General features: G+C 69.0%; 23 protein-coding genes, 3 tRNA genes and 4 pseudogenes. 17 read left to right on the top strand and 13 right to left on the bottom strand.

Annotated elements, in window-relative coordinates; translation table 11 throughout:
- Positions 1 to 129 precede the first annotated feature (129 nt).
- From KVY00_RS12630 to KVY00_RS12580, 11 genes are all read right to left on the bottom strand, one after another.
- On the bottom strand, positions 130 to 732 hold the full coding sequence (locus KVY00_RS12630) for a Fic/DOC family protein (RefSeq protein ID WP_223043232.1): 603 nt from the start codon (positions 730 to 732) through the stop codon (positions 130 to 132).
- Positions 716 to 898, bottom strand: coding sequence for an antitoxin VbhA family protein (locus KVY00_RS12625; protein WP_223043231.1), 183 nt, complete (start codon positions 896 to 898; stop codon positions 716 to 718). Before KVY00_RS12625 ends, KVY00_RS12630 begins: the two co-directional genes overlap by 17 nt.
- Positions 899 to 1,043: 145 nt before the next feature.
- Positions 1,044 to 1,116, bottom strand: a tRNA-Phe gene (locus tag KVY00_RS12620).
- 65 nt (positions 1,117 to 1,181) lie between these two features.
- A tRNA-Asp gene (locus tag KVY00_RS12615) sits at positions 1,182 to 1,258 on the bottom strand.
- A gap of 30 nt (positions 1,259 to 1,288) precedes the next feature.
- A tRNA-Glu gene (locus KVY00_RS12610) sits at positions 1,289 to 1,361 on the bottom strand.
- Between the two features lie 276 nt (positions 1,362 to 1,637).
- Positions 1,638 to 1,922, bottom strand: coding sequence for a hypothetical protein (locus KVY00_RS12605; protein WP_223043230.1), 285 nt, complete (start codon positions 1,920 to 1,922; stop codon positions 1,638 to 1,640).
- Between the two features lie 28 nt (positions 1,923 to 1,950).
- Complete coding sequence (locus KVY00_RS12600; protein WP_223043229.1) at positions 1,951 to 3,321, bottom strand: M18 family aminopeptidase; 1,371 nt, start codon at positions 3,319 to 3,321, stop codon at positions 1,951 to 1,953.
- The gene (locus KVY00_RS12595; RefSeq protein ID WP_223043228.1) at positions 3,314 to 4,891 is read right to left on the bottom strand and encodes a leucyl aminopeptidase family protein; all 1,578 of its coding nucleotides are present in this window, start codon (positions 4,889 to 4,891) and stop codon (positions 3,314 to 3,316) included. Before KVY00_RS12595 ends, KVY00_RS12600 begins: the two co-directional genes overlap by 8 nt.
- Positions 4,892 to 4,973: 82 nt before the next feature.
- Entirely contained in the window at positions 4,974 to 6,362 is a 1,389-nt protein-coding gene (locus KVY00_RS12590) for an ABC transporter permease (protein WP_223043227.1), read from the bottom strand.
- Positions 6,359 to 7,135, bottom strand: a complete 777-nt coding sequence (locus KVY00_RS12585; protein ID WP_223043226.1) for an ABC transporter ATP-binding protein — start codon at positions 7,133 to 7,135, stop codon at positions 6,359 to 6,361. Before KVY00_RS12585 ends, KVY00_RS12590 begins: the two co-directional genes overlap by 4 nt.
- A gap of 165 nt (positions 7,136 to 7,300) precedes the next feature.
- Positions 7,301 to 8,023 carry a CPBP family intramembrane glutamic endopeptidase gene (locus tag KVY00_RS12580; protein WP_223043225.1) on the bottom strand — a complete coding sequence of 241 codons (723 nt, stop codon included), beginning with the start codon at positions 8,021 to 8,023 and terminating at the stop codon, positions 7,301 to 7,303.
- A gap of 106 nt (positions 8,024 to 8,129) precedes the next feature.
- Here KVY00_RS12580 and KVY00_RS12575 point away from each other — a divergent pair.
- The 13 genes and pseudogenes from KVY00_RS12575 to KVY00_RS12515 form a co-directional block, all read left to right on the top strand.
- Positions 8,130 to 8,378: pseudogene (locus KVY00_RS12575) on the top strand (LLM class flavin-dependent oxidoreductase); the annotation flags it as partial.
- A 46-nt stretch (positions 8,379 to 8,424) separates the two neighbouring features.
- Entirely contained in the window at positions 8,425 to 9,861 is a 1,437-nt protein-coding gene (locus KVY00_RS12570; protein ID WP_223043224.1) for a recombinase family protein, read from the top strand.
- A 272-nt stretch (positions 9,862 to 10,133) separates the two neighbouring features.
- Entirely contained in the window at positions 10,134 to 10,325 is a 192-nt protein-coding gene (locus KVY00_RS12565; RefSeq protein ID WP_223043223.1) for a hypothetical protein, read from the top strand.
- On the top strand, positions 10,325 to 10,573 hold the full coding sequence (locus KVY00_RS12560; RefSeq protein WP_223043222.1) for a hypothetical protein: 249 nt from the start codon (positions 10,325 to 10,327) through the stop codon (positions 10,571 to 10,573). Before KVY00_RS12565 ends, KVY00_RS12560 begins: the two co-directional genes overlap by 1 nt.
- Positions 10,574 to 10,825: 252 nt before the next feature.
- On the top strand, positions 10,826 to 12,250 hold the full coding sequence (locus KVY00_RS12555) for a Rep family protein (protein WP_223043221.1): 1,425 nt from the start codon (positions 10,826 to 10,828) through the stop codon (positions 12,248 to 12,250).
- 233 nt (positions 12,251 to 12,483) lie between these two features.
- Positions 12,484 to 12,834: a hypothetical protein gene (locus tag KVY00_RS12550; protein ID WP_223043220.1), complete on the top strand. Its 351-nt coding sequence runs from the start codon at positions 12,484 to 12,486 to the stop codon at positions 12,832 to 12,834.
- Positions 12,828 to 13,355, top strand: a pseudogene (locus tag KVY00_RS15705) (relaxase/mobilization nuclease domain-containing protein); the annotation flags it as partial. The gene KVY00_RS12550 and the pseudogene KVY00_RS15705, both read left to right, overlap by 7 nt.
- A gap of 559 nt (positions 13,356 to 13,914) precedes the next feature.
- Positions 13,915 to 14,592 (top strand): annotated as a pseudogene (locus KVY00_RS12540) (hypothetical protein); the annotation flags it as partial.
- 29 nt (positions 14,593 to 14,621) lie between these two features.
- Positions 14,622 to 15,506: pseudogene (locus tag KVY00_RS12535) on the top strand (LLM class flavin-dependent oxidoreductase); the annotation flags it as partial.
- A gap of 101 nt (positions 15,507 to 15,607) precedes the next feature.
- Positions 15,608 to 16,072: a GNAT family N-acetyltransferase gene (locus tag KVY00_RS12530; RefSeq protein WP_255572637.1), complete on the top strand. Its 465-nt coding sequence runs from the start codon at positions 15,608 to 15,610 to the stop codon at positions 16,070 to 16,072.
- Positions 16,073 to 16,315: 243 nt separating this feature from the next.
- Positions 16,316 to 17,440: an AbaSI family restriction endonuclease gene (locus KVY00_RS12525; protein WP_223043216.1), complete on the top strand. Its 1,125-nt coding sequence runs from the start codon at positions 16,316 to 16,318 to the stop codon at positions 17,438 to 17,440.
- 96 nt (positions 17,441 to 17,536) lie between these two features.
- Positions 17,537 to 18,121, top strand: coding sequence for a TetR/AcrR family transcriptional regulator (locus KVY00_RS12520; protein WP_255572636.1), 585 nt, complete (start codon positions 17,537 to 17,539; stop codon positions 18,119 to 18,121).
- Between the two features lie 39 nt (positions 18,122 to 18,160).
- A complete protein-coding gene (locus KVY00_RS12515) occupies positions 18,161 to 18,853 on the top strand; it encodes a type 1 glutamine amidotransferase domain-containing protein (protein WP_223043215.1) in 693 nt (230 codons plus the stop codon).
- 12 nt (positions 18,854 to 18,865) lie between these two features.
- On the opposite strand, the gene KVY00_RS12510 is transcribed toward KVY00_RS12515, so the two are convergent.
- Positions 18,866 to 19,360, bottom strand: a complete 495-nt coding sequence (locus tag KVY00_RS12510) for an SRPBCC family protein (RefSeq protein ID WP_223043214.1) — start codon at positions 19,358 to 19,360, stop codon at positions 18,866 to 18,868.
- A 487-nt stretch (positions 19,361 to 19,847) separates the two neighbouring features.
- On the opposite strand from KVY00_RS12510, the gene KVY00_RS15600 reads away from it, so the two are divergent.
- From KVY00_RS15600 to KVY00_RS12485, 4 genes are all read left to right on the top strand, one after another.
- Positions 19,848 to 21,965, top strand: coding sequence for an ABC-F family ATP-binding cassette domain-containing protein (locus KVY00_RS15600; RefSeq protein ID WP_255572635.1), 2,118 nt, complete (start codon positions 19,848 to 19,850; stop codon positions 21,963 to 21,965).
- Between the two features lie 304 nt (positions 21,966 to 22,269).
- On the top strand, positions 22,270 to 23,001 hold the full coding sequence (locus KVY00_RS12495) for a VIT1/CCC1 transporter family protein (protein ID WP_223043213.1): 732 nt from the start codon (positions 22,270 to 22,272) through the stop codon (positions 22,999 to 23,001).
- Positions 23,002 to 23,239: 238 nt separating this feature from the next.
- Positions 23,240 to 23,578 (top strand): MGMT family protein, encoded by a 339-nt coding sequence (locus KVY00_RS12490; protein ID WP_223043212.1) that lies wholly within the window; start codon positions 23,240 to 23,242, stop codon positions 23,576 to 23,578.
- Positions 23,575 to 24,423 carry a LysR substrate-binding domain-containing protein gene (locus tag KVY00_RS12485; RefSeq protein ID WP_223043211.1) on the top strand — a complete coding sequence of 283 codons (849 nt, stop codon included), beginning with the start codon at positions 23,575 to 23,577 and terminating at the stop codon, positions 24,421 to 24,423. The genes KVY00_RS12490 and KVY00_RS12485 overlap by 4 nt, the downstream gene beginning before the upstream one ends.
- Positions 24,424 to 24,485: 62 nt before the next feature.
- Here the strand turns inward: KVY00_RS12485 and ypfJ are convergent, their stop codons facing one another.
- Positions 24,486 to 25,376 (bottom strand): KPN_02809 family neutral zinc metallopeptidase, encoded by an 891-nt coding sequence (ypfJ, locus tag KVY00_RS12480; RefSeq protein WP_223043210.1) that lies wholly within the window; start codon positions 25,374 to 25,376, stop codon positions 24,486 to 24,488.
- Positions 25,377 to 25,413 lie beyond the last annotated feature (37 nt).

The following is a 25,413-nucleotide window of genomic DNA, read 5'->3' as shown; positions in this document are numbered from 1 at the left end:
AAAAAAGAACCCCCGCGATGTAGAAGCTACGCGGGGGTTCGGAGCGGGCGTAATACTCCCGCAGTGGCTCCGACGGGCGTCGATCCCGTGACCTCACGATTTTCAGTCGTGCGTCGAAGGTCCTGGGACCTACTCCCGTGAGAGGGGAAAGAGGCACTGCTCGAGTGCTTCGCGCAACGGCAGCAGGTTTCTTTCTTCGCGTGCGAGCCGACTCACCTCGTCCAAGAGGCCACCATGAATCGGCCGCCAGTCCAGCACCCATCCCGCGTCGAACGCCACGCGAGACCAGAAGAGACGCTGTGTCCGACCGTTTCCCTCCCGAAATGGATGGACGTAGTTCAACTGATCGTAGAAGTCAGCAAGACGTACGAGAAACTGCTCCTTGCCCAGGCCTTTCAGACAGTTCTCCCTGCGCAACGAGGCAAATATATGATGCGCATTGAGTTCGATATCCCCGCACGGAGCGAAGAAGTGCCCTTCACCCCGGCGCATATCGATCGTACGGATCTCCCCCGCCCAAGCGTAGACATCTTGAAACAGCTGACGGTGGAGTGCGCAAACCTCGAGCAGATCCCTCGTATGCTCAATAAGATCGTGATCCAGCAGTTGGACGGTACGTGCCGTCGTCAGATCGCTTTCCGCAGCTGCGAGGTCTTTTCGAGTCTCAGCCTCGACCAGGTTCCACAGAACTCCGGTTTCGCCATCTATGTATGGGTCAGGTGCGAGAGACAAGCCCGAACCGCGCCCGAGTCATCTCCACAAGCTCATCGGAGCTGATGGCGCCGGCGATGTACTCTTCGCTTTCTTCTTGAAAAGTCTGGCTGACTCTCAGGCCCTCAAGGAATGCACTGTGCTTTGCCTGACTCACCCATTCACCTCGAGGGTTCGTGGTACTCATACGAATCTCCAGACGTAAACGGCAGGCATTGACTACCTATCAATTTTACCGCAGAGAAGCGCAGCAGGGCAGTGTCACGAAATAAAAGAACCCCCGCGATGTAGAAGCTACGCGGGGGTTCGGAGCGGGCGTAATACTCCCGCAGTGGCTCCGACGGGCGTCGATCCCGTGACCTCACGATTTTCAGTCGTGCGCTCTACCAACTGAGCTACAGAGCCAGACAATCACTTTCATGGCGATCGCCCGAGACGAAGAAACCCTTCCATTGGAAGGGTTCTTCGACTGGCGACCCTGACGGGACTTGAACCCGCGACCTCCGCCGTGACAGGGCGGCGCGCTAACCAACTGCGCCACAGGGCCATGGTGTATTCAATTGTATTCGGTATTTAGTGACCCCAACGGGATTCGAACCCGTGCTGCCGCCGTGAAAGGGCGGTGTCCTAGGCCGCTAAACGATGGGGCCGAAGCGTTTTCGCGCTTGCTACCGAGATATGATCTTATGCGGGGATGCGGGTTCAGTGCAAATCGGGGCCGATAAGCGCGCATCCCTGGCGTGTCGCGCCTATCGGCGCGGACTGCACTCCGATCGCGACCGGCAGAACGACCGGCCGTCAGGGCAGCCGGAGCGCCGGAGCGCGCCTCGAATCAGACCAGCGCGCCGCACACGCAGAACGGCTCCCAGACGGGCGAGAACGCCGCGCCGGGAGCCGTTCGATGCTGAGCAGCAGACGGGGGCCGCTCACCCGCCGAGCGCTCGCTGCACCCTGCTGAGCGAGATGTTCTCGTGCAGCATGACGCCCGAGCTGGTGCGCTGTTCGAAGTGGTACCCCATCTTGCCCCTCGACAGCATGCCGATGAGGTACGGCTCCGACGCGTTCCACATGATCCACGTCGGCTGCCCGGCCGCATTCGTGCCCAGGTAGGTGATCTCGATGTCGCGTTGCCCGATTCGCTGCACACTCGGCATCAGAGCATTGTGCGAGAGGGCGACGCCGCTGTGTCCCGACTGCTGCATCTCACTCATAGCACGATCCTAGCGAACGTGAGCCGGATTATGACAGGGCCGCGAAAAACGCGCCAGTCGCCCGGGCGAGTCCGTGCAGGTCGTCGACGTGCGCGAGCTCGCGCGCCGAGTGCATCGACAGCAGCGGCACTCCGACATCGACGGTGCGAATACCGAGGCGCGTCGCCGTGAGCGGCCCGATCGTGGATCCGCACGGAGACGTGTTGTTCGACACGAACTCCTGGGTCTGCACCCCGGCCGCCTCGCACACGCGCAACCACAGCGCAGCACCGTGAGCGTCGCTAGCGTAACGCTGGTTGGCATTCACCTTCAGCATCGGCCCTCGCCCCGCGAGCGGCTGCACTCGGGGGTCGTGCTTCTCGGGATAGTTCGGGTGCACCGAGTGCCCCGCATCCGCCGACAGGCACCACGATCGGGCAAGGGCCCGAGCCGAATCATCGACCGAGGCGTCAAGGCCCGCGCGGATCCTGCCCAGCACCTCCTCGAGGAACGGCCCGCAGGCTCCCGAGCGCGTCTCGGAGCCGAGCTCCTCGTGGTCGAACGCCGCGAGCACCGCGATGGTGCCCGCCGCCGGTTCCGTGGCGAGCAGGGCGACGAGGCCGGCGACCGTCGAACTGAGGTTGTCGAGCCGAGGCGAAGCGTAGAGCTCGCCGTGCACGCCGATGCGGGCCGGGGGCTGCGTGTCATGCAGGCGCACGTCGGCTGCGGCGATCTCATCGACCCGCACCCCCACTGCGTCCGCGAGGAGCGCGAGCACCGACGGGGCCCTCTCCTCCGCCCCGCCGACGGGGGTGAGCCCGATCACGGGCTGCGTGTGCCGCTGCCGGTCGAGAGTGAGACCCGAGTTGGCCTCGCGGTCGAGATGGATCGCGAGCTGTGGGATACGGGCCACCGCGCCCGTGCGCGCCAGGTGCTCGACGCCCTCGCGAGTGACCACCCGACCGGCGAACTCCAGGTCGCGGTCGAGCCAGGAGTTGAGCAGCGGGCCGCCGTAGACCTCGACGCCCACCTGGCTCCAGCCGTGGGCCGTGAAGTCGGGCTGCGGCTTCACCGAGAAACCCGGCGAATCGGTGTGACACCCGAGCACGCGCACCGGACTGTCAGCGGTGACCTTCTTGCCGGCCCGCCACGCGATCAGAGCGCCGTCGCGGAGCACGAAGCCACGCGATCCGTCGGTCACCGCCTCCCAGGCCTCGGCCTCGTCGTGCGCCACGAACTCCGCTCCTTCGAGCGCCTTCGCGAGGGCCGTCGCCGCGTGATACGACGACGGCGCCTCGGCGATGAACTCGGAGAGGTAGTCGATGTAGGCGTCGCGATCCTTGAGCAGGTTCTGAGGAGCGCGCGAGGAGCGACCGCCCCGTCGAGAGCGCCGAGAGGCGGAGGCCGCGGTGTCACTCATCGTCGGCAGCCGTTCCATCGGTGTCGGTGTCGGCCTCGGGCTTCTCGAAGCCGGCGGCGAACTCCGCGAGCAGACGCGCGCCGAAACCTGTCGAGCCGACCGAGCGCCACAGGTCGTCGCTCTCGGACTGCATGGTGCCGGCGATGTCGAGGTGGCCCCAGGGCAGGCCGTCGACGAACTCGTTGAGGAAGAGTGCGGCGAGGATCACCCCGGCGTACTGGCCGCCGATGTTCGAGAGGTCGGCGACGTTCGACTTGAGCTGGTCGCGGTAGCGGTGGTCGAGCGGGAAACGCCAGATGTTCTCGTCGGTCGCGTCAGCGGCGGCCTGCAGCTGCTCTGCGACCGAATCGTTGTTCGCGAGCATCGCGGCGGTGCGCGTGCCGAGCGCCATCATCGCGGCGCCGGTGAGCGTGGCGATGTCGACGATGGCGTCGGGCCTGCGCTGCTCTTCGGTCGCGAGCACGAGGCCGTCGGCCATCACGAGACGGCCCTCGGCATCGGTGTTCTTCACCTCGACGGTCTTGCCGCCGCGCATGGTGAGCACGTCGCCGAGCTTGGTGGCGCTGCCCGACGGCATGTTGTCGGTGCACATGAGCCAGCCGGTGACCGCGGTGCTCGCCCCGAGGTCGCGCAGGGCCGTCATGGACGCGAACACGGCCGCGGCGCCCATCATGTCGAACTTCATGGCCGCGTGCATGGCGTTGGACGGCTTCAGGCTGATGCCGCCCGAGTCGTACATGATGCCCTTGCCGATGAGCGCGAGGTGCGCCTCCGCGTCCGCGAGAGCGGTGCCTTCAGGGCGGTATGAGACCTTGATCATGCGCGGCTCTTCGACGCTGCCGGCGTTGACGCCGAGCAGGCCGCCCGTGCCGAGCCGCATGAGCGCCTCGCGATCGAAGACTTCGACCTCGAGTCCGAAGTCGGGCGCGAGGCGCTCGACCACCTCGGCGAACTTGACCGCGCTGAGGTGGCGCGGCGGGGTGTTGGCCAGGTCGCGGGAGATCGCTGCGGTGCGGGCGAGGATCAGGCCGCGCTCGACGCCCCGCTCGATATCGCCGGATGCGTCGTCGCCGTGCCCGTCGCCGATCTGCAGCATGAGCTCCTCGAGCGCCACCGTCTTGGGGTCGCTCTTCAGAGCGTCATAGCGGTAGCGGGCGAGCACAGCGCCCTCGATCGCGGCCTGCACGGCCACCTCGACGTCCCAGTCGCCCGACGCGAGCAACCCCGAGAGGTCGACCGCGATCCGCGCCTCCTCCCGAGCCGCGCGGGTGAACGCCGCGACGGCGTCGCGCAGACGGGCGTCGGAATCGATGCCCGCCTTTCCCGTGCCGACCAGCACCCGCAGCGGAGTGCCCGGCAGCAGCAGCGTCTGGTTCTCGCCGCCGGTGAAGCCGGCTGCGGCGAGCGCGTCCCTGCCGATCTCGGCGACGCCCTCGGGCAGCTCGCCCTCGGAGGGCACGAATACAGCCAGGGCGCCGGTATCGGCCGGCGCCTGGGGCGACACGCTCACGCTGGGCGCGTGGGAGAGAGAAGGGACGGGATCGAATGCAGGATCAATCACAACGGTCATGGCTTCAGCCTACTCGGGGCCTCTGACATTCTCGGGAGACGCCGCTCGCCGCTCTCCCGCGCTCTCCCGCGCGCAGCAGCGCTCACTGCGCGGCGAGCGCGGCGACGGGCGAGACGCGGATCGCGCGCCGCGCAGGTGCGGCCGCGGCGATCAGGGCAAGCGCGATCCCGAACACCGCGACGCCGCCGATGATCGGCCAGGGAATCGTCGGAGCCATCATGCCCGACTGGGAACCGAGCAGGGTCACAGCCGCGGTCCAGCCGTAGAAGACGCCGAGCACGAGCCCGAAGACGAGCGCAGTGAGCGTCATCTGCGCGCTCTCGGCGAGCACCATGCGGCGCACCTGCGCCCCGGTGAAGCCGAGCGCGCGCAGCAGCCCGAGTTCGCGGGTGCGCTGCAGCACGCTGAGCGAGAGCGTATTCACGAGCCCGACCGCGGCGATGACCGCCGAGAATCCGACGAGGCCGGTGAAGACCGCGGTGGTGACGGCGAGGGTGCCCGCGAGCTCCTCCCGCAGCGAGGGGTCGTTCTCGAACGCCTGCAGCGTCATCGTCTCGTAGCTCGCGAGTGCGACCGCGAACATCGTGACGAGCGTCACGCCGATCACGAGGCCGATGGTCGAGCGCGCGCTGCGCTCGGGGAAGCGCACCGCGTTCGCTGCGGCCAGGCGACCGGACGGGCCGGAGCCGAGCGCGCGGCCGGAGAGCCGCAGCAGCGGCGGCATGATGAGGTGCGCTCCGAGGGCGATGCCGGTGAACGAGAAGAGGCCGCCGAAGAACGCGATGAAGAGCGCGAGCGGCGTGACGAGGCCGAGAGCGATGCCGATCGCGAGCAGCGCGGCTCCGATGATGAGCAGGATCATGGCCCACACCGTGCGCGCCGGCCGGCGACGGGATCGCTCCGCGGGCAGTTCGACGGCCGCGCCGGTCGCCGCGATCGGCGAGACCCTGCCCACGCGCCGCGATCCCGACCACGCCGCGGCCCACGTGGTGAGCGCGACGATCGCGACCGCGATGAGGGTCAGCGGATCGAACAGGGGGTAGTCGCGCCCCGCGGGCAGCCAGCCGAGCTCCGGCCCCCAGGCCACGGCCGCCGCGCACAGCGCTTCGGCGATCCCGAACCCGAGAACAGCCCCGAGCAACCCCATCACGAGTCCCTCCCCCGCGACCCGCGCCCTCACGCGGGCCGAGGTCGCGCCAATGAGCCGCAGCAGCGCGATCGTGCGGGTGCGGCCGGCGATGATGGTCGAGAAGGTGTTCGCCGTGACGATCGCTCCGACGTAGAGCGCGATCAAGATGAAGATGGCGGCCACCATGATCAGCACGAGCCGGAACATGCCGCTCCCCTCGATCACGGCGGGGTCGATGGCGGCGGTGAGGATCCCGGTGAACAGGATCAGCGTCACCGCGAACAGCGACGACAGCGCCGAGACGACGATGGTGGAGGCGTGCTCCCGGATCCTGCCGCTCACGCCGCCGCCCCCGACACGACCGTCTCGAGGTTCAGCATCGTCTCCGAGATCTGCTCGGCGCTCATGGCGCCGCGGTCGGCGACGATGCGTCCGTCGGCGAGGAACAGGATGCGGTCGGCGTGGCTCGCCGCGACCGGGTCGTGCGTGACCATCGCGATGGACTGGCCGGCCGTGCGGGTGGCGGATCGCAGCAGCCCGAGCACCTCGCGCCCCGTGCGGGAGTCGAGTGCGCCGGTGGGCTCGTCGGCGAAGATCACGTCGGGCTGCGTGGCGAGCGCCCGCGCGATCGCGACCCGCTGCTGCTGACCGCCCGACAGTTCGTGCGGGCGGTGCTTGAGCCGGTCGGCGAGCCCCAGCGTCTCGACGAGCGCGCCGATGCGGTGCTGCTCCTCGGCGTTCGGGCGGCGCCCGTCGAGTTCGAACGGCAGCCGCAGGTTGCCCATCACGTCGAGCGTGGGCACGAGGTTGAACGACTGGAACACGAAGCCGATCCGGCGTCTCCGCAGCTTCGTCAGCGCCGCGTCGCCGAGGCCGCTGATCTCGTCGTCGCCGAGCCAGACCCGCCCCTCGCTGGGGGTGTCGAGGCCGGCCATCACGTGCATGAGAGTCGATTTGCCCGATCCCGACGGCCCCATGATCGCCGTGAACTGACCGCGTCTGATGCCGATCGACACGTCGTCGAGTGCGGTGACCCGCTGCGGCCCCTCGCCGTAGTGCTTGCCCAGGTGCGCGACGCGCGCCACCAGCCCGATATCGCTCGTTTGAATCTCCATGCTCACGAAGCTACGGGCGAGGTGCGGGATCGCGGATCGCCCTCGGGTACCGTCCGCATGGTCCCGGGGTACCGTTCGCGCTGGTGCGCCGGGCGGGGCCCGGGATGGGTCGGAGCCGGAATGGGTCGGACCCGGGATAGGCTCGGGCCCGGGCCCGGCTCGGCGTCAGGCCAGCGCGAGCATCAGCGTCGGGAGGCCCAGGAGCAGCAGGTCGAGCCCCCAGTGGGCGAGCACGAGCGGGGTGATCCGACGCATCCAGAGCATCAGCGCCCCGAGGATGAGACCCGCGAAGAGCGTCGTGAGCACCTTTGCCGCGACATCGGCCGGCGAGGAGAGCGCGAATCCGATGTGCTGGATCCCGAAGACGATCGCGACGACGATGAGCGCGAGGGCGGTGTCGATGCGACCCGCGAGCCGGGGCTGCGCGTAACCGCGGTAGACCGCCTCCTCGGCCAGGGCGATCGTGAGCGGGGCGATGAGCACCGCGACGATCCCCACCCACAGCGGAACGCTCGGGGCGCCGGTCGGGATCGGCGGCGCACCGCCGTAGACGATGAGGTTGGCGACGAAGTTCGAGGCGAGGAATCCGACCAGCAGGATGATCAGCATGAGCGCTCCCCAGGCCAGGTCCACCCATCGCCAGGGGCGGAACAGATCGAGGAGGCCGCGGCCTTCGGCGCGCATCGCGAGACCGACTGCGGCGAGCGCCGCGATGTCGATGACGACGACCAGGGCGTTGGCATAGATCAGGGACAGGTTCGCGGCGACGAGGATCAGGCCGAGGGCGAGCACGAGCACGGGCCGGACGGCGAGAACTCCGAGCAGGCGCAGCATCGGCGTACGGGGCGGGGAATCGTTGGACGCTGGGGCGGGGTTCGTCGTGGACATGGTCTGAATGTACAGTTTCCTTTACATCAAAGTCAAGGAAGCTTGACATCCGTTCCCCGTCGCACAGCCGCGGGAATACGACTGCCTGCCTCGCGTTGCATCCGCCATGAGAGCTTTCGGATTCCTATCCTTCGGGCATTACGGCCCCGTGCCCGGATCACGGGTGCGCTCCGCCGGGGACATGCTGCACCAGACCATCGAGCTGGCCGAGGGAGCCGACGAGCTCGGCGTGAACGGCGCCTACATGCGCGTGCACCACTTCGCCCGTCAAGCGGCCTCGCCGATCCCGCTGCTCACCGCCATGGCCGCCCGCACGAAGCGCATCGAGGTCGGCACGGGCGTGGTCGACATGCGCTAACGCATGTTGAGGTTGTGACACCCGTTCACGTAAGCTTCGTGACATGGTCGATCTGGTACCGCTGAGGGGGACGAACGAGGTCGCGGCGTACGTCCGTGCCTCCATGGACCGCAAGGGCGACCGCTGGACGGTAGACACGCAGCTGAAGAAGATCAGGGCGCTGGCCGAGGCCAAGGACTGGCAGGTCGTCGAGGTCTACGAGGACAACGCGGTGTCGGCGACGAAGAAGCGCCGCGCTGGCACACGTTGGGCCGAGATGCTGGAGGACGCCCGAGCGGGCCGGTTCTCGATGGTCGTCGCGGTGGATATGGACCGTCTCCTGCGCAGCACGAAGGACCTCAACACCCTGATCGACCTCGGCCTCCGCGTCGTCACCGTTGACGGCGAGATCGACCTCTCGACGGCGGACGGGGAGTTCCGCGCGACGATGCTCGCCGCCCTTGCCCGGTTCGAGGCGCGACGCAAGGCCGAGCGTCAGATCAGGTCGAACGAGCGACGCCGGGCCGAAGGCATCCCGGCGTCCACCTGGAAGGCGTTCGGCTGGACGCGAGATGGCGAGCTGATCCCCGAGGAGGCCGAGGCCGTTCGGCGGGCATTCGACGCGTTCCTCGGTGAACCGGCGCTGTCGATCCGGCGCATCCGCGAGGACCTGAACAGTGCCGGGCACGTCACCGCGCGCGGACAGGCGTTCTCCGTCGATGCCGTGCGGTACTTGCTGGCGAACCCGCTCTACGCTGGCTACATCAAGCACTACGCCTCGGGCGAGCTGTACCCGGTGCAGGGCGGGGCGTTCCCGCCCATCGTCAGCGAGCAGACGTGGCGGGCCGCGGTGGCGAAGCTGGAGGACAACGTGCGGAGGTCGGCGAGGCAGGGCAACCAGCCGAAGTACCTTCTGTCCTCGATCGGCCTGTGCGGGAGGTGCGGCGCGACGCTTGTCTCGGGGACGAACAGCCGCAAGCAGCCGACGTACCGCTGCGGCGAGCAGTTCCACCTCACCCGCCAACGGGAGCCCGTCGATGCGATGGTCACCGAGGCGGTGCTCACCCGGCTGTCCTCGGCGGACGTGCACGACCTCGTGATGCCGCAGGATGACGCTGGGCCGGACCGCGAGGAGCTGCTGACCGAGCGGAACGCCCTGGTCGAGCGTGTCAAGGAACTGAGCCCGCTGCTGCGGGACATCCACCAGCCCGTGCTGGAGATCACCGCGGCGATCAACGACGTGAAGGCCCGCATCGACGAGATCGACGCGGAGCTGCTCGACCGCTCGGTGTCGGCGGCGGCGAAGTTGCTCGCGGACGTGGACGAGCCGGTCGGCACCGCGGAGCGCCGCGAGGTCGTCGAGTCGAAGTGGAAGGAGCTGGACGTGGACCGCCGCCGGATGCTCGTGGACGAGCTGGTGACGGTGACCATCGAGCCCATCGCGCCTGGTCACGTGAAGTTCGACCCTGACCTCATTCGGATAGAGCCGCGTCGCGACTGACTCATGAGTCGACTCGTCATTGCAATGGTGAGTCGACTCATGGTAGAAAAGTTGCAGAGGCGAATGGACGGCGCTTCGTGGTCCGCGGGGGCAGCGAGGTGGCACGTCCCCGGGCAGGTAAACGGAGTGAACCTCGTGCGAGCGAGGGTGAGACACCCCCGGTGAACTGAAAGCTATCCCCGACGGGCAGGCCACCGTCGAAGCTCCGACCGAAAGGTCGCCAGGCGTGAGGGCTCCTGGAACTCCCGAAGAACGATCTTCGGGAGTTTTTCATGTCCACCACGGACACCCGCACCGCTGACCTCGATCAGGGCCGAGTGGTTCCTACCCAGGTCGAGGGCCTGGATGACGTCATCGCCACCGCCCGTGCCGCCGGTCGCCGCGCCGGTGAGCGCCTGGCGCTCACGCCGCTGACCCCGCGCCAGCGCGCCGCTGTCGCTTCCGTGATGGGCGGTGGTCGCTGATGAGCGCGAACTCCGCTGCCCTCGATCACGTCGAGGCGTTCCGCTGGCGTCAGGGCGATCCTGCCCTCTCCGACTCCGAGGCTCGCCTGTACGACCTCGGCGTGCTCCGCTCCGTGCTGGAGGAAGCCGTCGAGATCGCCGTCGCCGACGCCCGCGCCGACGGAGTGACCTGGGCCAGGATCGGCGACGCACTCGGCGTCACGCACCAGGCCGTGATCAAGCGCTACGGCCGGGGCGGTGGTCGCTGATGCACGCTGACGCCCGCAACTTCGTCTGGGTTTCGTACTCCAAGAGTTTCGGGAGCCTAATTCGTTCCTACGGGCGCGGCAAGGGCTTGTCGATTGCCGCGCTTTGCTCCAACTTCCGCGCCAACATGCGGATCCCGCATCCCACTGCCCCTGTGATCCCACGGGTTCATTTAGGGTCTCATTTGGGGGTCATTAGGGGGTCATTTAGGCCCCGCACCCCCTCTGAGACCCTCCGCGCCGCCTGCAGCGGGGGTGGTCGTCGTGGCTAAGCGGGAGAACAACCCGACGAGCATCGGCCTCACGCAGTACCTCGATCCGTCGTACTGGACCTGGGCCGCCGAGGATCCGAACGGTGCCGCACTGCTCCAGCAGGGGGCCGGGACGATCCTCGCCTACGTGGTGCAGCGGCTCGAGGCCATCGGCTGCGAGGTCACCGAGGCCTACGGCATCGTGCACGACAAGGACGAGCGCGAGGTCTGGAGCGACACGGAGAAGGCCCACGTGGTCGAGCCGAAGCCCGAGCACCTGCACGCGGTCATCAAGCTCGCCAGCCGTGCGAAGAGCGCGCCGCTGGATCGGCTGGCGTTCGCAATCGGTGTCGAGCCACAGTACGTCGAGAAGCCGGGTCGCGGCCGGTACGCCTACGACAACATGCTGTCGTATCTGACGCACGTGAAGTACGCGGACAAGCACCAGTACGCGCCGTCGGAGGTTGCCACGGTGCGCGGTCCGGACTACCTCGGCATCGACGCCCAGCGCCGGGAGGCGTGGCTCAAGGGCCGCGCCCACGTGAAGAAGAAGGTCGTCGCCGAGAACTTCGAGGACATGCGCGAGCGGGTGCTCCAGGGCGAGATCACGCGCGATCAGATCATGCTCACCGATGACCTGTTCGACATCTACTCTCGGCATCAGCGGGAGATCGACGACGCGCTGTCGGCCTATGGTCAGCGCCGCGCGTACCGGGCAGCCGCGAAGCTGCGCGCGGGTGAGTTCTCGACAATGGTCGTCTACATCCACGGGGATGCCGGTATCGGCAAGACCAGGTTCGCCACGGACTTCATCACCGAGGCGATCAATGCGGCGAACGCGCACGGCGAGCGGTGGCAGGTCTATCGGGCCGCGACGGGGAACCCGCTAGATGACTGGCGGGGTGAGGAGGTGCTGCTGCTGGACGACCTGCGGGCCTCGGCGATGGACGCGAACGACTGGCTGCTGCTGCTCGATCCGTACAACGCCTCGCCTGCGAAGGCCCGCTACAAGAACAAGGGCGAGGTGGCTCCGCGCCTCATCGTCATCACGGCCACCATCGAACCGGTCGAATTCTTCTACTACGCCCGACAGAAGGGCAACGTGGACGAGGCGCTGGACCAGTTCATCCGCCGCCTGGCGTCGGTCGTGAAGGTCTACCGGGCCGACGACATCAACCGCTACCTCGTGCAGCATATCGGGAAGGTCGAGCCCTACGAGTGGCATCAGTGCGACCTCCCGGCTGCCGTTCACACGCCGGGTGTCAACGGCAACGCCTACCACCAGCATGTGGCTCCGTCGCGCACGCTCACCTACGGCCCGGAGACCTCCGCGGAGCACGATGCTGAGAGCGCGGTCGTCGAGCTGTTGAGCGGGCTCGCGGTGCGTAGCCCGGACGTGCCGCTGGCGCTGATCGGAGGTGCGGCATGAGCACCGCCGCGGACGATCTGAGCAGGGTGAACCACGGGGGTGGGCCCCACGGAACGAGCGCAGCGAGTGCAGTGGGTGCCCCCGTCCCTGACGGCAACGGGAACGAGCGTAGCGAGTTTCCGGGGCCGGAAGGGTTGGTTCGTTATGTTGCGGACCGGGACAGTACAGCTGCGAGGCAGACCCGTACGGCGAAGCCGTTGGGTCGGCCGAAGCAGTTCCACGGGAAGCTCCGCGTGCCGATGACCGACGAGCAGCGCGAGAAGGTCGAGGCGCTGCGGGCGGCCTCCGGCTGCTCCGCTGCCGAGGCCGTGCGGAGGCTGATCGACGGCGTGCCGGTGCCTGCGCCGATCGAGCGCAAGGCGGTCGATCCGGACGACTACCGGGTGCTGCTCGACGCCCTCGGCGGCATTCGCACGGAGCTGAATCGCGGCGTCGGACAGCTCTATCGACTGACCCGCGACGCCTATCAGTCCTGGCAGGTACCGGAGCCCGATCAGCTCGACGAGCTGCGCGCCGATCTGGCTCGCGGGCTCGATGACCTCGGGGCGCTCGCGGAGCGCGTGCGGGAGGTGTCGCCGTGGTAGCCGCACCCCCGCCTCGCAGCTCGCGGAACGCCTCCGGTGGCATCCGCTACCTCACCACGGGCTTGGCGCACGACGGGTCCGACAAGCCGCGCTCCTGGTTCGTAGACGGCCTCGACTGCGCGCCCGAGACCGCCGCCGGGGAGTGGCGCGCCACGCGTCAGCGCTTCGGCAAGGACGGTCTGCGGACGCGGCTGGACGAGAACGGCCGCGAGGTCGTCGAAGGCACGCACGTGCAGGCCGTGCACGTCGTGCTGAGCTACGACGTGAGCGAGTACGACCCGAACGACCCCGAGGCCGTCGAGCGTGCGCACCAGCAGTCTCGCGAGGTTGCCGAGCGCATCCGCGCCGGGCACCCGGTGATCCTCGCGACGCAAACCGACGGCCTCGGCTCCGACGGTGTCGGGAAGACGCACACGCACATCTACATCAGCGCCGTGCACCCGGAGACGGGGCGCAGCATGAACGGGCGGCATCCTGCGAAGGACATCAACCGCCTGCGCCGTACGGTCGATGAGGTCGCGGCCCGCCATGGCTTCGACAATGCGGAGCTCATGGCCCAGCGGAACCGCTCGATCCGGCGCACGCCGGAGGAGATCGCACAGAAGGCCTCCGGCGAGTACATCTGGAAGGACGATCTCGCCGAGCGACTGGAGCGGTCGCTGACCGACGCGACGAGCCGCGAGGACTGGAAGGCCCGCGCCGACGCTGAGGGCGTCGAGATCGTCTACCGGGGCCGCACGGGCGTGTCCTACAGGTTCACCGACGACGAGGGCGAGGAGCGCAAGGTACGCGCCCGCGCGCTGGGCTCGCGGTGGACGGCGGAGAACACCGACGCCGACCTCGCCCAGAACCTCCAGCGCCTCCAGGCGCAGCAGGCCCCGGTCGTCGAGGCCGAGGACGAATGGGACTTCGAGGTCATCGAGCCCACCACCACCCACACTCACGAGAACAAGGAGAAGGACCATGCCGATGAGCCCCGCCGAGGCCATGCTGGAGTTGCGCGAGAAGGTCGCCGCGCTGATCGCCGAGCAGCAGAGCACGCAGGAGGAGGTCCGGAGCGCTCTGGCGCAGATGAGCCGCGCATCGACCTCGCAGCCGTCCGTCAGCACGTCGCCGCAGATCGCGAGCGTCGAGAGCAGGCTGAGCGAGATCGAGAGCACGCTAAGCGAGTTCGTGCAAAGTCTCGACGGGAGGCGGCTGCAGAGCGCCTCGCAGAGCTTGATCGCCGAAGCGCAGAAGAATCACGCGGCTACGGCCTCGGCGATTGACGGGCTCAAGGTGCAGGCCGAGGCGAACCAGAAGCTCGTTAGCCAGGTCGGCGGCGCGGTGCAGCGGATCGAGAAGCGCACCGAGGAGCGGGTCGAGAAGGCCGTCGAGGAGGTCGCCGGGGAAGCCTCTGCCACGATGACGGCGAACCTCGACGCGTCGAACGAGCGGGCCGAACGGATCATCGCCGCCACGGCGAAGCTGGAGGCCCGACAGCTCTGGTCGGCCGCCGCCGCGATGTGCCTCGCGCTCCTGCCAGGGGCCGTGGTCATCGCCGGGCTCTGGATGGCCGTCGCTGGACTCATCACAGGTGCTCAGTGGGCGCTCGACGTGGACGGGAGCGTGTGGCTCGGTATCGGGCGCTGGCTCGTGGTCGGCGCTGGCCTCTCCGGGGCCGGCTACGCCCTCTTCGTCTCCGTCCGCTGGGTCGCCGGCCTCGTGGGGACCTGGTGTGGCCGCGGGATGCCGGAGTGGCCTCGCTGGAGGCGGTAGTGTCCGCGTGACCTCCTGCCGGTGTCGACTCAGCTGCCCCGTCAACCCAGGCCAAGGGCGCACGCGCCCGCGGCAGCCCGCCGGGTCGCGGGTGTTACAACCTCGACATGCGCTACGAGAACCCGCTGTACTTCGCGGAGGAGGCGGCGGCGCTCGACCTCATCGCAGAGGGTCGGCTCGCGCTCGGCGTGAGCCGGGGATCCCCCGAGACCGCGCTCAGGGGCTACGAGGCGTTCGGGTACACGGGATCGAGGGATCCGCGCGGCGCCGACCTCGCCCGCGACAAGTTCGATCTCTTCATGCGCGCCATCGAGGGCGACCCTCTCGTCGACAGCGACCCGCAGATGGCGCCTCCCGGCAGGCTCGCGATCGAGCCGCGCTCCCCCGGGCTGCGCGACCGCATCTGGTGGGGTGCGGGATCCCGCGACTCCGCCGAGTGGGTCGGTCGACAGGGGCTCAACCTCATGAGTTCGACCCTGCTGACCGAGGCGACGGGGCAGCCGTTCCACGAGTTGCAGCGCGAGCAGATCGACCGCTTCCGCGACGCCTACCGGGAAGCCGGGCACGCCGGCACCCCGCGCGTCTCGGTGAGCCGCAGCGTCTTCCCGCTCGTGAGCGAGCAGGACGAGATGTTCTTCGGCGTGCGCGGTCGTGACGGTCAGGATCAGGTCGGGATCATCGACGGCCTGCGCTCGACGTTCGGCAAGACCTACGCCGACACCCCCGACCGCCTCATCGAGCAGCTGCGCGCCGATGAGGCCGTGATGTCGGCCGACACCCTCATGCTCACGATCCCGAACCAGCTCGGCCCCGAGTACAACCTGCACGTGCTCTCGGCGTTCGCCGAGCACGTCGCGCCCGCGCTCGGATGGAAGCCGAACACCGAGGGGCCGGTCGAGGGCTACGCGATCTGAATGCGCCTCTCACTCGGCCCCGGTGACGGTTCAGGGCGCTGAGGCGACCTCGAGGCGAGGGCGCAGAGCAGCCTCGGCCGCGCGGGTCATAGAATCGGCCCGTGCAAGAAGGAACCGCCCAGTTGAACATCCGAGCCGGCCGCGGTCCGGAGGAGTACGCGGAACTCATCGAGATCTGGCGCAGCGCGGTCCGTGCCACCCACGATTTCCTGGACGAATCCGACTTCGCCCGAATCGAATCCCGCCTCGCAACCGACTACTTTCCCGCCGTGAGGATCACTGTCGCCGAGAGGAACGGGCGACGAGTCGGGTTCGCAGGCGTGCTCGACGGCACTCTGGAGATGCTGTTCGTCTCTGACGCAGTCCGCGGCGAGGGCATCGGCTCCGCGCTTCTCGCGGAGGTCATCGAGAACCAGGCGGTCTCGAGGGTGGACGTGAACGAGCAGAACAGCGGGGCTCTCTGCTTCTATCTCAGTCGGGGCTTCAGACAGGTCGGCCGGAGCGACCTCGATGGGGATGGCCGGCCGTACCCGACCATTCACATGGCGCTTCGGGCCACACCCTGAACAGGTGAAGGAACCGCCGTCGAATCAGTGGCGGATTCGCGTCCCGCTCCCGATGCGCACCCCTCGAGAGGCGGGTTTCGCAGCTTTCGGTGAGGGAGGAGCTGCGGAATCAGCCTCTCGGCGGGTGCGGAGGATCAGGATCCCACAGCAGTGCACCGCTGCACGATCAGCGCAAGACCGTCAGTGGTCCCCCATACTCTGGAACCGACCCCGGGCCGACTCCGCACAGAATTGAGGGACGACATGAACCGCGAGAACTTCGAGTACCTGGTGGCGACGTTCTCGGGCCGCACCCGAGGCAAGAAGTACGAGAGCTTCGTGGTCAACCACATCTGGCACGCGCTGGGCGATCCCGATCTCCGCCCGGCGACCCAGCAGTACGTGAATCGGCGCGCCGCGAGCACCGGGGTGGGCCTGGCGAACCTGGCGCGAGTCAAGAACGACGGCGATGAGACCGACAGCCGTCACGCGTTCATCGACCTGTACTTCCCGCAGCTGCACCTCGGAGTCGAGTGCGACGAGGCCCAGCACTTCTCCCGCGGCGAAGCCCGGGCGGCGGACAGTCAGCGCACGAGCGACATCGCGCGGGTGATCCCCGACTATCTGGAGCTGCGCGTCAGCGTCGTCACCGACGCCGAGGGGAACGTGGTCGAGCCGAACGCGATCCTCTCCACGCTCGACGACGTCGTCGAACAGATCCGGGAGCGGAAGCGGGCGGTCACCGAGGGCGCCTTCGACTGGGCGACCGGCTTCACACCCTGGGACACCGCACGGAAGGACTGGGAGCAGGCGCGCGATGCGGGCGTGCTCCGCGTCTCCGACGAGTGGTTGTTCGCGCACAACGGCGAGATCCGCCGCCTCTTCGGACGCGGCAACCCAGAGGGGAGGGCGAGCACGTTCCAGACGAACTTCCGCTTGGACGACACCTTCGCCGTGTGGTGCCCGACGCTCAGCGAGGCCGACGCCGACGGCAGGTACCGCTCCACGAATTCGAAGGGCATCCTGAACGTGCTCTTCCCCGACGGCGATCGCGCGTGGATCGGCCAGGCGGATCCGACTCCCGAATCCGTCGCCCGCAGGCGCGATGCCCGACAGGAGAACGAGTCGAGGAAACTGCGGGGAGAGTCGCAGATTCCCCTTCCCCCGTTCGAGTACGGGGTGACTCGCGAGGAGTACGAGGCGACGCACCAGAGCTCGCACTGGGACACCTCGAGACGCATCACCTTCGCGCGCGTGCGCGACGCGGTGGGCCGCAGCGGTTACCAATTCATCGGCGTCTTCGCGATCTCGCCCGAGGTCTACGCGAATGAGAACGGCCTCTGCTACCGGCGGTGCAACTTCGAGTCGGACGAATTCGCGCTGCCGTGATCCGGCGGGCGGAGTCCGTTCGGTAGACAAGCTATTGCCACCCCGACCAAAAATGTTTACACTGCTCACATTGGAGTATTCACGAAGGGATCCCCGGTGCCAGCTTCAGCGCGCGACGCCTACCACCACGGCGATCTGCGAACGGCCCTGCTCGAGGCCGCGAGCGAGATGCTGGAGGCCGGCGAGAACTTCTCCCTGCGCGCCGTGGCCCGGCGGGCGGGGGTCTCCCAGACCGCCCCATACCGGCACTTCGCGGACCGGGAGGCACTCGAATCCGCGCTCGCCGTGCGCGGATTCGACGATCTCAGGCAGCGCCTCTCGCTCGATGGCAGTCCCGCACGGTCGGAGGAAGAGCTCATCGAGTTCGCCGTCGCGTACGTGCGTTTCGCCCTCAACCGGCCGGCGGTCTTCAAGCTGATGTTCGGTCAGGAGTGCGACGACAGCAACGACGATCGAGTGCGGGCAGCTGCCGAACTGCGCGCCCTGCTCGCCGATTCCCTGCGCGACGTCTTCCCCGGGGCGGACCACGATTCGCTCGCGGTCGCCCTGTGGGCACTCACCCACGGGCTCGCGTTTCTCCATCTCGACGGCAAACTCGCCGCGTCCGATCCATCTGCGGTCGCCTCCCGCGTGCGCGGCTCGGTCGGGGCGCTGCGCAGCGCATTCGGAGGCCCAGCCTGATCCGCCGCACCCCTCGACACCGGAAGAGAAGAGCTTCGCATGTCCGCACGCATCCTGCACGTCGTCACCAATGTCGGCCACTACGACGAGCCCAAGCACCCCACCGGGCTGTGGCTCTCCGAACTCACGCACGCGTGGGAGGTCTTCGAGCGGCAGGGCTTCGAGCAGTCGATCGTCAGCCCGCAGGGCGGATCCTCGCCGCTCGAACCGCGCTCCCTGAAGTTCCCGAACTCCGATAGAACCTCGAAGGCGTGGCTCTCCGCCCCGGAGAAGATGGCTCTGCTCGAACGCACGCTGCACCCCGACGACGTGGACTCCGCCGACTACGACGCCATCTACTTCACCGGCGGTCACGCGGTCATGTACGACTTCCCCGACAGCGAGGGCCTGCAGCGGATCACGCGCGAGATCTTCGAGCGCGGAGGGGTGGTCTCCTCGGTCTGCCACGGCTACTGCGGTCTGCTCAACACGCGGTTGAGCGACGGATCGCTCCTCATCGCCGGTCGCCGGATGACCGGCTTCTCGTGGAAGGAGGAGGAGCTCGCGCGGGTCGACCGCCTGGTCCCCTACAACGCCGAGCAGGCCGCGAAGCAGCGCGGCGCGCACTACGAGAAGGCGCGGATCCCGTTCATCTCGCACACCGTGGTCGACGGCAGGCTGGTCACGGGACAGAACCCGGGATCGGCGAAAGCGACCGCGAAGGACGTCGTCGCAGCGCTCTCCGCCGGCTGAGGCCTCGCACCCCTACGGGCGCATGTCGAGATACGCCTCGCGCATCGCGGGATAGTAGCTCTCGAAGCTCGGCCGCTCGGTGCCCTCGGTCGCGGCGACCAGCAGGTCGAGGTAGTACTCCCAGCCCGGCCCGATCTCGCCGACCTCGTCGAGGGTATCGAGGTGATGCACGAAGGTCAGCAGCGAGTCGTCGCCGTCCCGCTCGACGAGCAGTTCCATGTGCCAGCCGCCGACCTCGTCCTCGGCCTTCAGCACGAGTCGCTCGGGCGCCTCGCACGCGAGGATGCGGATGCCGATCGCGGGTTCGTGATCCTCGAAGCGCATGCGCACCCGCACCGCACCGCCGGTGCGCCCGTCGCCCTCCCACGGACCGAACCACTGCTCCGTCAGCTCCGAATCGGTGAGGTATGCCCATGCCTCCTCGGCGGGCAGGGCGAGGGATCGCGCGAGCGCCAGATCCGCACCCCGATCCGTCGCGGTGATCCGTCCGCTGGTCTCCATCGTCATGTCTGCTCTCCCGTCGCCAGGCTTCCAGCGTACGCCGGTCGCACCTCGCGAGCGCACGGATTCGGCCCTTCGACGCGCTCCGCGGCCGGGGCGGCCGACCGAGGCGGCGAGGAGGGCCCGGCGGAGAGCTTCGGAGCAGAAAAGGCTCGCGCTCCCGTCGTCGGTGGCGTACACTCTTGGGCGTGAAGAACTAACGCAGCTCCAAACCCCAGTTCGGTTCCGCCGGCCTCGATTCGAACGCCGATGACGGCTCCGGGGAAGCTGCACTTCACTCCGGCACGGTCCGCACGATCGTCGGGCGCAGTCGCATCGCCGCGAATTCGCGCCACCGCGCAATCGTAGGACCCCGGCGCCGCACCGCGATCCGGCATCGCCCTCGTCGTTCACCGGACGCGACCCGCCGCCCGCCACGTCACGAGACAGCCGCGCGCAGTCCGCAGCACCCCGCCGAGCCCCGCGGAACACCCGATTCCGAGAGGCGGCCACCATGCCCGCAACGCACACCACAGCTCCAGACCTCACCGCCGCGACCCGCGCGGCCTCCCGCCCCGCTTCGGAGGGCGCGGGATCGGCGCAGGGCGCCACCCACCTGACCGTCGACGGCGTCTCCAAGACCTACGGCGACCGCCGCGTGCTCAGCGACATCTCGTTCACCGCGAAGCCGGGCGACCGTATCGGCCTCATCGGTGAGAACGGCACCGGCAAATCGACGCTGCTCGGCATCATCGCTGCGGCGGGAGCGCCTGGAGCGCCTGGAGCGCCTGGCGATCTGGGCGTGCCGGGTGAGCCGGGTACGCCGGGTACGCCGGCGGCGAGCGCGGCGAGCAGGCCGGCATCGAATGCGACGAACGAGCCGCACGCGCCGCACGCGCCGATCCCGGAGACGACGCCCGACTCCGGCACCGTGACGTTGCCCGGATCCGTCGGGCTGCTCAGGCAGCAGCTCCCCTACCCCGATGCGACCCCGCTCGCGACGGTGCTCGACGACGCCCAGCGCGCCGCGCTCGACGCGCTCACCCGCATCGAGCGCCTCGGCGCGCGCTTCGCCGAGCAGCCCGAAGACGCCGCGGTGGCGGACGCCTACGCCCGGGCCCTCGAGGACGCGGAGCAGACCGATGCCTGGTCTACCGAGGCCCGCAGGGGTGAGATCCTCACCGGGCTCGGGCTCGGCGGCATCTCGGAGCGCCGTCCGATCGGCGAGCTCTCGGGCGGCCAGCGCCTGCGGCTCTCCCTCGCGGCGCTGCTGCTCGAGGCCCCGCAGACCCTGCTGCTCGACGAGCCCTCGAACCACCTCGACGATGCGTCGGCGACCTACCTCGAACGCGTGCTGAGCAGCTGGCCCGGCATCGTGATCGTCGCGAGCCACGACCGTGCGCTGCTCGACGCGGTCACCACGCGCATCCTCGACCTCGACGCCCTGCCGCTGCCCGCACGAGTACTCGCCGACGCCGAGCGCGCGACGGCGTCGGCACCCGCGGCGACCGAGTCCTCCGACGACGACCCGTCGACCGATGACACCGGTTCGGGCTTCGGTATCCGCCTCTGGGGCGTCGGCTACTCCGCCGCGCGCGCCGCGCGGCAGGCGGAGATGCAGCGGTGGCGCGCCCGCTACGCCGCCGAGACCGCCGAGCGGGACGAGCTGATCCACGAGATCGAGGTCGGATCGCGCGAGGTCAACCGCAAGCACGAGTCGAAGTCGGAGGCGAAGATCACGCGCAAGTTCTACGCCGACAAGGACGCGCGGGTGACGGCCCGCCGCGCCCGCAACGCCCGCGTGCGCCTCGAGGCGCTCGAGCGGGAGCGCGTGCGGCGGCCCCCTGAGCCGCTGCGCTTCAAAGGGTTCGGGCTCGCGTCGACCTCTGAACGCGGAGTCCCGATTCGCCGCATTCCCTCGCCCGATAGCAGCGCTTCGGGACTCCGCGATGAGCGGGCGCGGGCTGAGCGCGAAGAGCGGGCGCGGGCCGAGCGCGAAGAGCGCGATCACCGACTCGCCCGGAACTCTCGCTCGGAACCGGCGCCCGCGCCGCTCATCCGCGCGGATCGCGTCGCGCTCGCGGGGCGGCTCCGGGAGACCTCGCTGAAGGTCGAACCGGGCGGGCGGATCATGCTCACCGGCCCGAACGGTGCGGGCAAGTCGACACTGCTCGCGATCCTCGCCCGCCGCCTCGACCCCGATCGCGGCGAGCTCGAGACCGCGCCGAGCACGCGCGTCGGATACCTTCCGCAGGAGGTGGAGTTCGCACACCCGGATCGCTCTGCCGAACGCGCCTACGTCGACGCGGTCGGCTTCGAGATAGCGGACGCCGTTCCGCTCACGGCCACGGGCCTGCTGGCGCAGCGGGATATCGGGCGCCCCGTCGGCACCCTCAGCGTCGGTCAGCGCCGCCGGCTGGCGCTTGCCGCGCTCGTCGCGGATCCTCCCGATCTGCTACTGCTCGACGAGCCCACCAACCACCTCTCGCTCACACTCGTCGAGGAGCTCGAGGAGGCGCTGCGCGAGTTCACCGTCGATCCCGAGTCGGGAACGGGACTCGTGATCGCGACGCACGATCGCTGGCTGCGATCGCGGTGGGAGGGCGAGGTGCTGCGGTTGACCGCGCCCTGATCCCGCACACTCGGTCCGGCGGCGCTCCGATCCCTCGCCGCGGGGTGCGAGGATCCGCTCCCGCGCGGCTCCCGAGATGCCGAGCAGCCCCGAATGACGCCCGCGCGCACGCGTTCGAAGTTCGCCCAGGCGAACTTCGAACCGTCGCCGGACCGAGCTTCAGTCCGGGCTTCTCCCTCGCTCGGCAACCTTGCTACGGTTGCTGCGGTCGCGCGGCATTCCGCGCGGCAATGCCCTGCCCCGAACCGGCCGCTCCGCTCAGCGCTGCCCCGGTGACGGGCAGCGTCCGACTCCCGAGGATCCCATGAACGACACCCCCTTCAACATCGCCAACCCGCACGAGTACGACCACACCCACTCATCCTCGGCGGGCTCGGGTTGGCTGCGGGCGTCGGTATTCGGGGCGATGGACGGGCTGGTCTCGAACATCGGCCTCATCACCGGCATCGCGGCCGCGGGAGCGAGCCCCGGCATCATCGCGATCACCGGCATCTCCGGCCTCATCTCCGGAGCGATCTCGATGGCACTCGGCGAGTACACCTCGGTGCGCACCCAGAACGAGCAGCTCGCGGTCGAGGTGCAGACCGAACGAGAGGCGCTCGACCGCAACCCGGTCGGAGAGCAGGCCGAGCTCACCCAGATGTTCGAGCACCTGGGCATGACCCCCGAGACTGCGAGCGACGCGGCGACGCAGGTGCACGCGAACACGGAGCAGGCGCTGAAGGTGCACCTCGCCCACGAGCTCGGGCTGAGCCCCGACGACCGACCGTCTCCGCTCGTGGCCGCCGTCTCGTCATTCATCGCGTTCAGCGTGGGTGCGATCATCCCGGTGCTGCCGTTCCTGTTCGGCTTCGGTACGCTGTGGTGGGGGCTCGCCTTCGGCGGCGCGGGGCTGCTCACCGCCGGGTTCGCGGCCGCACGGTTCACGAACCGCAGCCCGTTCTCGGGCGCGCTGCGGCAGCTCGTGTTCGGCGGGATCGCCGTAGCCGCGACATACCTGATCGGCACGCTGCTCGGAGTCTCCTCGCTCGGGTAGCGGCACACTGCAGGCCGAGTCGGACCGAGTCGGCCTGGTTGTGTCGGCCTGTTTGTATCGGCCTGGTTGTGTCGACCCGGCCTGTTTCTATCGAGACGGCCGAGAATGCGCGCGAATCGCGGGTCGGCTCGATACAAACAGGCCGGGTCGATGGTCGCCGCGATCCGCAACCTGCGATCCTCGACCCTCGATCCTCGATCCTCGATCCTCGATCCTCCCCGAGGCGTACCCTGGACTCATGCCCAGCCCGGAGTTCGTCGAAGCGGTACTCGACATCGTCGAGCGGATCCCCGCCGGTCGCGTGATGACCTACGGGGACGTCGGGATCGCCATCGGCTCCGAGGCGCCGCGTGCGGTGGGCCGCGTCCTCGCCCTCTACGGGCACGCGGTCCCCTGGTGGCGGGTGGTGCCGGCGAGCGGGCTGCCGCCGCAGGGCCACGCGCGCCTCGCCCACCCGCACTACGTCGAGGAGGGCACCCCGCTGCGGCACGTCGAATCGCCCGAGCACTACCGCATCGCGCTCTCCTCGGCACGGCTCCCGTACACGCACGAGATCTACGCGAAGATAGCGCTGTGAGCGATCCCGAACTTCCCCCCGCCCCCGCAGCCGAACCGACCGCGCTGCGTCTCGGCTTCACGCGCGGAACAGCACCCGGCAAGTGGGCCAGGCGCTGGGAGAAGGCGGGCGGACGTGCACTCGAACTCGTCCCCGTCGAGGCACCCTTCGGACGCGGCGCACGGCCGACGGAGGTCGATGTGATGCTCGAGCGCGCGCGTGCCGGTGAACGCCCGGAGGGGTCTTCGGATCCCGCCCCCACCCGGCACGCGATGCGGCTCTACACGGAAGCGGTGTCGCTCGTGGTGCCCGCCGACCACGAGCTGGCCGACGCCTCGGACGTCTCGATCGACGATCTCGAGCTGGTCACGCTGCTCGACCACCCCGACCACTTCGCCGAGTGGCCCGCCCCGCAGCCGTGGAGCGACCCCTCCTGGATGCCCGCCGACGTCAAGGCCGCCCTCGCACTCGTCGCGACCGGGGCCGGCGCGATCCTGCTCCCCCTCCCACTCGCCCGGCACCTCATCGACAAGAGGCAGCACGCCGTCGTGCCCGTCGTCGGCGACCCGGAACTCGCGGGCAGCACGATCTGGGCGACTTGGGATCTGGATCGCGATGCCCCTGACGTGCAGCAGCTCGTCGGCATCATGCGCGGCCGCACCGCTCGCAGCTCGCGCCCCGCTGCGGCACACGACGAGAGCGCGCGTGCCGGTTCGAAGCCCGCGAAGCGAACCCAGCCGAAGCCTGCGGCGAAGAAGGCTGGACCGAAACCGGGCAGCCGAGGCGCGCAGCTCGCAGCGGCGAAGGAGAAGGCCGAGCGCGCCAAGGCACTGCGCCGCGCTGAGAAGAAGCGTAAGCGGCGCTGAGCGCGAGGCACTGCTGGGTGCCGGGCTGTCGGGTTCCAGTTGTGGCTGAGCTCCGCTCGTGTTTACAGCTCCGAGGCGGGCACGTCGAAGGTGCCGCACGCGGCGGGACCGCTGCGGTAGCCCGCCTGGAACCAGCGCTGCCGCTGCTCGGAGGTGCCGTGCGTGAAGCGTTCGGGGTTCACCTCGACGCCGGCAGACTCCATGATGTGGTCATCGCCCACGGCCGCCGCCGCGCTCATCGCGTCTGCGATCTGCTGCTGCGTCACCGGCTGCAGGAACGGCACGCCGGCGTCGTCGGTGACCGTCGAGGCGTCTTTCACCCAGGCTCCCGCGAAGCAGTCGGCCTGCAGCTCGAGACGCACCGACCCCGACGCGGGGCCGGTCTCGCGACCCGCCTGCTGCAGGGTACCGATGAGGTTCGAGATGTGGTGGCCCCACTCGTGCGCGAGCACGTACATCTGCGCGAGCGACCCGTCGGACGCGCCGTAGTCGCCGCTCAGCATGTCGAAGAAGGCGACGTCGAGATAGATCGCCTGGTCGGACGGGCAGTAGAACGGCCCGGTCGCGGAGGACGCGGTGCCGCACCCCGACTGGGTCTGCCCGTCGTAGAGCACGACGTCGGCCGGAGAGCGGTAGCCGTCGACCTGCCCCTCCCAGTACCGGTCGAGCGAATCGGCGGTGGCGGCCATGCGGCACTCCGCGTCGTCGTTCGCGTCGGCCCCGGTCTCGCACCCGGGCAGCGCCTCGGTGCGCTCACCGGAGAGGGAGCTGCCGCTGATGAGCTGATCGACGACGGGTGCGAACGGCATCAGGTTCACGCCGAGCATCTGCGAGCCGAACACGAGCAGCAGCGCGACGATGCCTCCGCCGCCGGCGATGATCCCGCCGCGTCTCGCGCCGCTCCGCTTCGACACCTTGCCGGTGTCGATTCGCGCGTTGTCGTTGAATGTCACAGGGTGCCCCGTCCGTTCCGCCCGCCGCTCTCCGCCT

Source organism: Leucobacter tenebrionis, from assembly GCF_019884725.1.
Classification (GTDB): domain Bacteria; phylum Actinomycetota; class Actinomycetes; order Actinomycetales; family Microbacteriaceae; genus Leucobacter; species Leucobacter tenebrionis.
Note: the sequence above shows the minus strand (reverse complement) of the source record. Positions and strands in the feature narration are given on the sequence as shown.